This is a genomic window from Streptomyces sp. GC420 (assembly GCF_009916105.1).
In the GTDB taxonomy this organism is placed as follows: domain Bacteria; phylum Actinomycetota; class Actinomycetes; order Streptomycetales; family Streptomycetaceae; genus Streptomyces.
Map to the genome: position 1 here is coordinate 1 of NZ_JAAAXQ010000365.1, position 7,769 is coordinate 7,769.

General features: G+C 73.2%; 3 protein-coding genes and 2 pseudogenes. 2 read left to right on the top strand and 3 right to left on the bottom strand.

Annotated elements, in window-relative coordinates; all coding sequences use genetic code 11:
• The first annotated feature begins 619 nt into the window (after nt 1–619).
• Nucleotides 620–1,477, top strand: coding sequence for an ABC transporter ATP-binding protein (locus tag GUY61_RS31120; protein ID WP_243766883.1), 858 nt, complete (start codon nt 620–622; stop codon nt 1,475–1,477).
• 7 nt (nt 1,478–1,484) lie between these two features.
• Nucleotides 1,485–4,052, top strand: a complete 2,568-nt coding sequence (locus GUY61_RS31125) for an ABC transporter permease (protein ID WP_166633593.1) — start codon at nt 1,485–1,487, stop codon at nt 4,050–4,052.
• Between the two features lie 195 nt (nt 4,053–4,247).
• On the opposite strand, the gene GUY61_RS31130 is transcribed toward GUY61_RS31125, so the two are convergent.
• The 3 genes and pseudogenes from GUY61_RS31130 to GUY61_RS31140 form a co-directional block, all read right to left on the bottom strand.
• Nucleotides 4,248–5,507, bottom strand: a complete 1,260-nt coding sequence (locus tag GUY61_RS31130) for a DUF2201 family putative metallopeptidase (RefSeq protein ID WP_166633594.1) — start codon at nt 5,505–5,507, stop codon at nt 4,248–4,250.
• Nucleotides 5,504–6,797: pseudogene (locus tag GUY61_RS31135) on the bottom strand (AAA family ATPase). The gene GUY61_RS31130 and the pseudogene GUY61_RS31135 overlap by 4 nt, the downstream one beginning before the upstream one ends.
• 59 nt (nt 6,798–6,856) lie before the next feature.
• Nucleotides 6,857–7,769, bottom strand: a pseudogene (locus GUY61_RS31140) (hypothetical protein); the annotation flags it as partial.

A 7,769-nucleotide genomic window follows, 5' to 3' on the forward strand; every position in this document is an offset into this window, starting at 1 on the left:
ACCAACCGCGAAGTCGCCCGATGACCGACGATCTTCACCAAAGTCATCTGCCAGCGACCAGCATGAGCATCCCGATGCCCACGCACACCAGCCCCGTGACCAGCAACTTCAGCTTGCACACCGCTCATGGGGCATCCGGAGCGGCTGGCAAAGGCCACGGCCGCGCTGCTGGAGTGGGCGGCACTGGAGGGCCTGACCCGGGACATGGAGGAGACGTCGCGCGGACAGCTGTAGGGCTGCCGGCTGGAGATCTACCGTACGGACCCGCGACTGGAACCGGACATGGACAAGTGGGAGACGGAGCCGGCGTTCCGCCTGTCGGACTGACCGGCAGGCACGTGTCCGGGGACGCGCCGGCCGGTCCGGCGCGCGGCCCCGCGACGCGGCGGGAAGCGCCGCGGTCCGCTTCTTCGCCGTCCCGGCAGACCGGCGCGAGTGCGCCGGCGCCGGCCGGGGCACGCGGAGGACGGCACGTGTGAGGCGAGTCCTCCGGGGGGAGGAGCCGAAAAGTCCGTGGCGCGACCTCCGGCGGATACCGATCCGGGAGGCGCGGGCCTACGCTCGGCACCGGTAGCCGAGTGGTACGCGAGTCGGGACGGTCACGACCTGGGAGGCGGCCTTGTCCACATCAGCTGCAGCGGATGCGCGTCGAGCGGCGACGGCACCGGTCGCCGCCAGGGCCCGCGGGCTCACCAAGGCGTACGGCTCGGGCGAGACGACCGTGCTCGCACTGGACTCGGTGGACGTGGACATCGAGCGTGGCCGGTTCACCGCCGTCATGGGGCCCTCCGGTTCCGGGAAGTCCACGCTGATGCACTGTCTGGCGGGGCTGGACACGGTATCGGCCGGTCAGGTGTGGCTGGGCGACACGGAGATCACCGGCCTGAAGGAGCGCGAGCTGACACGGCTGCGCCGGGACCGGATCGGCTTCATGTTCCAGGCGTTCAACCTGCTGCCCACTCTCACCGCGGCCGAGAACATCACGCTGCCGATGGACATCGCCGGCCGAAAGCCGGACCGGAAGTGGCTGGACGAGGTCATCGACACGCTCGGGCTGCGGGACCGTCTGGGGCACCGGCCGGCCCAGTTGTCCGGCGGACAGCAGCAGCGCGTGGCCTGCGCCCGCGCGCTCGCGTCCCGGCCGGAGCTGATCTTCGCCGACGAGCCGACCGGCAATCTCGACTCGCGGGCCGGTCTCGAGGTGCTGGCCTTCCTCCGGGAGGCGGTGGATTCGCTGGGCCAGACCGTCGTCATGGTCACCCACGACCCTGGCGCGGCCGCTCACGCCGACCTGGTGCTGTTTCTCGGTGACGGCAGGATCGTCGACGAGATGCCCGACCCGACGGCCGAGGCGGTGCTGGAGCGCATGAAGCGTTTCGACACGACTCTCAGGCCCGACCAGCGGCGCGAGGCGGCCCTCGGGACCCCCCTCGACGGGACCCGCGAGCCCTTCGGCGAGACGACCCGGGAGGACTGAGGCTGCCGTGCTGAAGGCGACCCTGCGCAGTTTCCTCGCCCACAAGGGAAGGCTGTTGCTGTCCGCACTGGCGGTGCTGCTGTCGGTGGCGTTCGTGGCCGGCAGCCTGATCTTCTCGGACACCGTCTCCCGTACGTTCGACCATCTGTTCGCGTCCACGGCGCCCGACGTGACCGTGGAGGCGGAGTCCGACACCGGCGACGAGGCCGTGCCCACCGGCCGGGTCGTCACCTTCCCCGCCTCGGTCGCCGAACGCGTCCAGGGCGTGGAAGGGGTCGCCGGCGCCCATGTCGACGTGTCCGACCAGAATGTCACGCTCGTCAACGAGGACAACGAGAACGTCGGTTCGGTCTCGGGCGCCCCCACGATCGCCACGAACTGGTACGTCACCGAGCGCAGCCCGCTCGAACTCACCAGCGGCCACACGCCGCGCGGCGCGGGCGAGGCGCTGATCGACGCCGACACCGCGAAGAGCAAGGACCTCGGCATCGGCGACCGCCTGCGGGTCATCGCCACACCCGGCACCTTCACCGTGGAAATCGTCGGCATCGCCACCTTCACCACCACCAACCCCGGTGCGGCGCTGGTGTTCCTGGACACCCCGACCGCCCAGGAGAAACTGCTCGGCAGACCCGGCCTGGCCACCTCCCTGTCGGTGGACGCCGAGCCGGGCGTCTCCGACGGCGTACTGAAACAGCGGATCGCCGCCGAGCTCGGCGACGGCTACGAACTGGCCACCGCCGCCGAGCAGGCCGAGTCCGACACCGCGGAACTGGGCGGATTCCTCGACGTCATCAAGTACGTGATGCTGGGCTTCGCCGGGATCGCCGTGCTCGTGGGCATCTTCCTGATCGTCAACACCTTCTCCATGCTGATCGCCCAGCGCACCAGGGAACTGGGGCTGATGCGGGCACTGGGGGCGGACCGCGGCCAGGTGCGGCGCAGCGTGCTGACCGAGGCGCTGCTGCTCGGCCTGGTCGGTTCCACCCTCGGGCTCCTGGCGGGCATCGCGCTGGCGGCCGGCCTCATCCAGGTGATGGGTCTGCTGGGCATGAACCTGGACGCGACGGAGATGGTGATCAGCGCCGGTACGCCCGTCGCGGCGTACACCGTCGGGGTCGGTGTCACCCTCGTCGCCGCCTACCTCCCGGCGCGGCGGGCCGCGAAGGTCTCGCCGATGGCGGCGCTCGCGGACGTCGAGGTCTCCGGCACAGGACGGCCGTTGCGCGCCAGGGCCGTGGCCGGCTCGGTGGTGGCCGCGGCGGGCGCGGCCGCGCTGGCCGGCTGCGCGGTGAGCACGCGGACCTCGTCGGCTGCCTCCCTGCTGGGTCTCGGCATCGTGCTGACGCTGATCGCGACGGTCGTCGCGGGTCCGCTGCTGGTGCGGCCGGTGATCCGGGTGCTGGGCGGGCTGTTCCCCCGACTGTACGGCTCGGTGGGGCGGATGAGCCAGCGCAACGCCCTGCGCAATCCCCGCCGTACGGGGGCGACGGCGGCCGCGCTCATGGTGGGCATCTCGCTGGTCGGCGGCATGTCGGTGGCCGGGGCCTCGATGACCAAGTCGTTCGACGAGCAGATCGACCGGACGCTGGGCGCCGACTTCGTCGTCCAGAACGACAACTTCCTGCCGTTCCCCCAGGAGGTCACCGAGAAGGTCCGCGAGGTGGACGGGCTGGACACGCTCGTACGGGAGCGGCTGGTTGGACTGAAGGTCACGCTGCCCGACGGCAAGACCGTCGACACCATGGGCGCCGGCGTCGACGAGGACTTCGACGAGGTCGCGAACCTCGACTACGCGGCGGGCGACACGGCCGCCGCGCTCGAGCCCGGACGGCTCGCCATGGAGAAGGAGTTCGCCGACCAGCACGACGTACGCGCCGGCAGCACGGTGAAGGTCCTCTTCAAGGGCGGGAAGACGGCGGACCTCACCGTCGGGGCGATCACGGACGGCGCCACCGGGGGCGGGCCCGGCGTACAGGGCGGCATCTTCATGGCGATGGACACCCTGGAGAAGAACCTGCCGGGCGGTCAGGACCACGCCCTGTTCGTCAACGCCTCCAACGCCACCGGCACCGGTGACCTCCGCGCCGCGCTGGAGGAGGCCCTGGACCCGTATCCGCAGGTGCGGGTGCGCGACCAGGCGGACTACAAGGAGCTGATCCGCGAGCAGATCGCGGTCCTGCTCTACCTGGTGTACGCGCTGCTGGGGCTGGCCATCATCATCGCGATCCTCGGTGTGGTGAACACGCTGGCGCTGTCGGTCGTCGAGCGGACCCGGGAGATCGGACTGCTGCGGGCGATCGGTCTCTCGCGGGTCCAGCTGCGGCGGATGATCCGGCTGGAGTCGGTGGTCATCGCGGTCTTCGGGGCACTGCTCGGCCTGGCCCTCGGCCTGGTGTGGGGCGTCGCGGTCCAGCAGGTCCTCGCGCTGGAGGGCATGACCGCCTTCGCCGTTCCCTGGGGCACGGTGGTGGCGGTGGTGCTCGGTTCCGTCGTGGTCGGTCTCGCGGCGGCGTTGCTGCCCGCGCTGCGCGCCTCCCGGATGAACGTTCTGGCCGCCATCGCACACGAATGACGGTGTACGCCGGGCGCTGTTCCGCCTCGCCGGCCGGGCCCGGGGCACCGGCCGGCGAACGGCGCACACCGTCGGGGGCCCGCCGGAACGGCTGGAGCCGGAACGCCGCATGTCCCGCCGCGACGGCCGCGGGGTCCGGGGCGGTCCGGGTCCGGGGAGTCCGTGCGCGCACGCCCTCGCCGGTGTCCTGAGGGCTCACCGGGCGGCGGGAGCCGACCCGATGTCGACCACCCGCGCCCACGCGGGCGGCGAGTCCGGAACGTACTCGGGATCGTCCTCGTCCCACGACCCGGCCGCGTGCTGCCGGGGAAACAGACCCACCACCGTCCGGCACGGTGGCCGCGAGTCCGGCCAGGGCGTCTGCCCGTCGGTCAGGACCACGATGACGTCCGGTCGCGGCCCGGTCCTGAGTGCCCTCGCGAAGCCCGCGCGCAGATCCGTACCCCCGCCGCCCACCAGCGGTATTCCCTCGGCCCGGCACAGCGGGTGCGCGATCCCGGCCGCCGCGTCGCACGACAGCACGGTGATCAGGTCGCGACGGCCGCCCACGGCACGGAAGATCGCGGCAACCTCGAGGAGCGCACTGCCCAGTTCGGTGTCACTGACCGACGCGGAGGTGTCGATGACCACGCAGCCCCGGGGCGGCCTGCGTCTGAGGCTCGGCAGGACGGTGCCGGGCACCCCCGCCGAGCGTCTCGACGGCCAGCCGTAGGTGTAGTCCTCGCCCGCGCCGGAGCCGGACGCCGCCGAGCGGACCGCCGCTCCCAGCAACTCCCGCCACGGCTGCGGCGGGTGGAACGCCTCCTCCGCCCACCGCCGCCACCCCTTCGGTGAGTCCCCCGGGCGGGCGGTGATGCCCTGCGCCACCCGGAACCGGACAGCGTCCCGTTCCTGCTCGCTGAGGCCGTGCGCGCCGTCCGGTCCCAGATCCCACTCCCGTTCCTGCCCGTCGGCGCCGCTTCCGCAGTCCAGCCATGCCAGGCCCTGTGTGTGCGTCCCGAGCCGGAACTCGCGCAGGTAGTCCTCCATGAGCATCCCCTGGGGCAGCCCCAACGACTCCGGCCCGACGGCGCCTTCGGGCCGTACCAGCCCGTCACCGAACGCGTCGTCGTTGATCTCGCAGTCCGCGGCGATGTTCATCCGCAGCCGTTCCCCCGGGCCGGTCAGCCCGCGCTCCCGCGCGACCCGGTCACTGCGCCCGTGGTGGTCGCGCAGCAGGTGGGACACCTCGTGCACCCATACCCCGGCCAGTTCCTCCACCGGGGTCCGGTCCACGAACGCCGGCGAGACGTAGCACCGCCAGTACCGGTCGACGGCCATCGTCGGCACCCGCCGCGACTCGACCGTGTGCAGGGCGAACAGCGCCGTCGCCAGGTAGGGCCGGGCGCGGGCCGCGTGCAGCCGGGCGGCGAAGAGCTTGTCGAGGTCCAGTGACCCCGGTGCGTCCGGCGTCACCGGCCGGCCTTCGTGGCGACCGCGGCCCGGGCCGCCGCGTGGTCCGCCCGCCGGGACAGGGACACCACTCCGGCGAGCCGCTCGATCGATGCCGGAACGTCCCAGTCCTCACGGCGCAACGTGGCGAGGGTGGTCGCGGGAACGACCACCAGGTCCGGGGCTCCGGTCTCCACCGCCCGGACCAGGAGCGCCCAGGCCGCGTCCCAGCGGGGCTTCTCCGGGCGCCTGCGAACCGCCGCCACCACTCCGTCGAGCACGGCCTGGCGCAGATCCCCCCCGCTCGGGCAGTACGGCGCTCGCGGGGTCGGCGAGAAGCACCTCGGGGTCCGGGAGGTCCATCCGGTCCAGGCTCGCCAGCAGCTCCAGCCCCGGACCGTCCCCCACGGTGCCCCTGACCAGCAGGGAAAGAACTTGCCGGGAGGAACCGGCCGCGGTCGCGAAGGCGATCAGGCACAGGGCCGTCTCCCAGCTCCGGGGTGATGGCCAGGCGCCGCCCCGGCGCGTTTCGCTGCTGGGCAGTTGGTGCACGAGCTTGGGGCGGGCGGTGAGGAGCCCGCACACCGCGCGGCGGGCGAAGTCCACGGCCTCCGGCAGCTTTTCCGGGGCGAGGCGCGGCAGGGTCGCCCGGGGCCAGGTACCGCCGAGGCCGCGTACCACGACCTCGTGGTCGTGGGTCCACGGGAGATGGACGAACCGGTTGGCCAGGGGCGGGCTCAGCTCCCAGCCGTCGGCCGCTGAGGACCGCGGATTGGCGGCGGCCACGATCCGCACCCCGGGCGGCAGTCGCAGGGAGCCGATCCGCCGCTCGAGCACGAGGCGGAGCAGGGCGGCCTGGACGGCCGGCGGCGCGGTGGACAGCTCGTCCAGGAACAGCAGCCCCCGGCCGGCCCGTACCAGGCGCACGGCCCAGTCGGGCGGGGCCATCGGCACACCCTGTTCCGCGGGATCGTCTCCCACGATGGGCAGGCCGGAGAAGTCGGACGGCTCGTGCACGCTTGCGATCACTGTGGTCAGCGGAAGGTCCAGGGCTTCGGCGAGCTGTGTCAGGGCCGCGGTCTTGCCGATCCCGGGCTCACCCCACAGGAGTACGGGGAGGTCGGCGGCCACGGCCAGGGTCAGGGCCTCCAGCTGTATGTCGGGGCGCGGTTCGGTGGTCGCGTCGCGCAGCAGGGTCAGCAACTCGTCGGCGACGTCGAGCCGGGAGGCGTGGGCCGGGTCGGAGGAGACCGGGTCGGAGGAGACCGGGTCGGAGGAGGTGTCGGTCGCGGCGGGCGGGGCGTATGCGGGCATGTTTGATCACCTTTGGGTTCGTGGTGAGCCGAATGGCTGCGCGGGGCGGATGCCCCTGGTCAGCGAGAGGTCGCGCGGCGTGGGTGTGAACGCCGGGCGCGGGGACGGGGACCGTCCGGGCGGATGTGGCCGGGCCCGGGTCCGACCAGGCCGGCCCTGAACAGGCCGTACGTGATCCGGCGCTGTGCGGCCGCCTCCAGGGCGTCCCGCAGAGGGCCGCCGCGCAGCTGTGCGCCGGGGCCCAGAAGGCCCTCGACCACGGCCAGCGCACCGGCGGTGTCGCCGTGGTCCAGGCGTTCGCGGACGCCGGTGAGGCAGTCCGGACGACGGTGTGCCTCGTCGATCGCCCGCAGGCAGGGAAGCGGCGTACCGGTCAGTGCGACCAGCAGTTCCTCCCGCCGGATCTCGGCCGGGTCGTGGTCCAGCGGGGCCAGCACCCCGTTGACCAGGCCGATCCGGTGCTGGGCTCCCCGGCACTCCACGAGGCGCGGTTGCCCCGCCCGGTCCTGGGTCCGGGGCGGACGGGCCGGCGAATGGTCCGGTACCAGTGCCGAGGCGACCAGCGGGTGCAGCCGGCCGGCCTCGATCGCCCCGGTGCGGAGCAGTTCCAGGTCGGGCAGCACCCAGGTCGCCGCATCGGGCAGGACGGGCGGCGCGGAGGCGCCGCCGTCCGTGGACGCCGCCGCGATCCGCAGGGCGGGCGGGTCGGCGCCGTCCCTGTCCTCCACCAGCTGCAGGACGAGCCGGTGCCTGCCCCCGAGCCGCACGGTGACGTCGCCGGTGGGCCGCCCCTCGGCGCGGAGCAGAATCCCCGCCTCGGCGGCCCACCGGTCAACGGCACAGAGGCGTCCCCGCGGCACCATTGCCGGTATCTCCGGGGCAAGCACAGGGCGGCCGCCGGCGGGCGGCCGACCGGCCCCGGACCGGATCCGCAGCTCGCCGGTCCTGCGCGCGTCCCACAGGTGGCGGTGC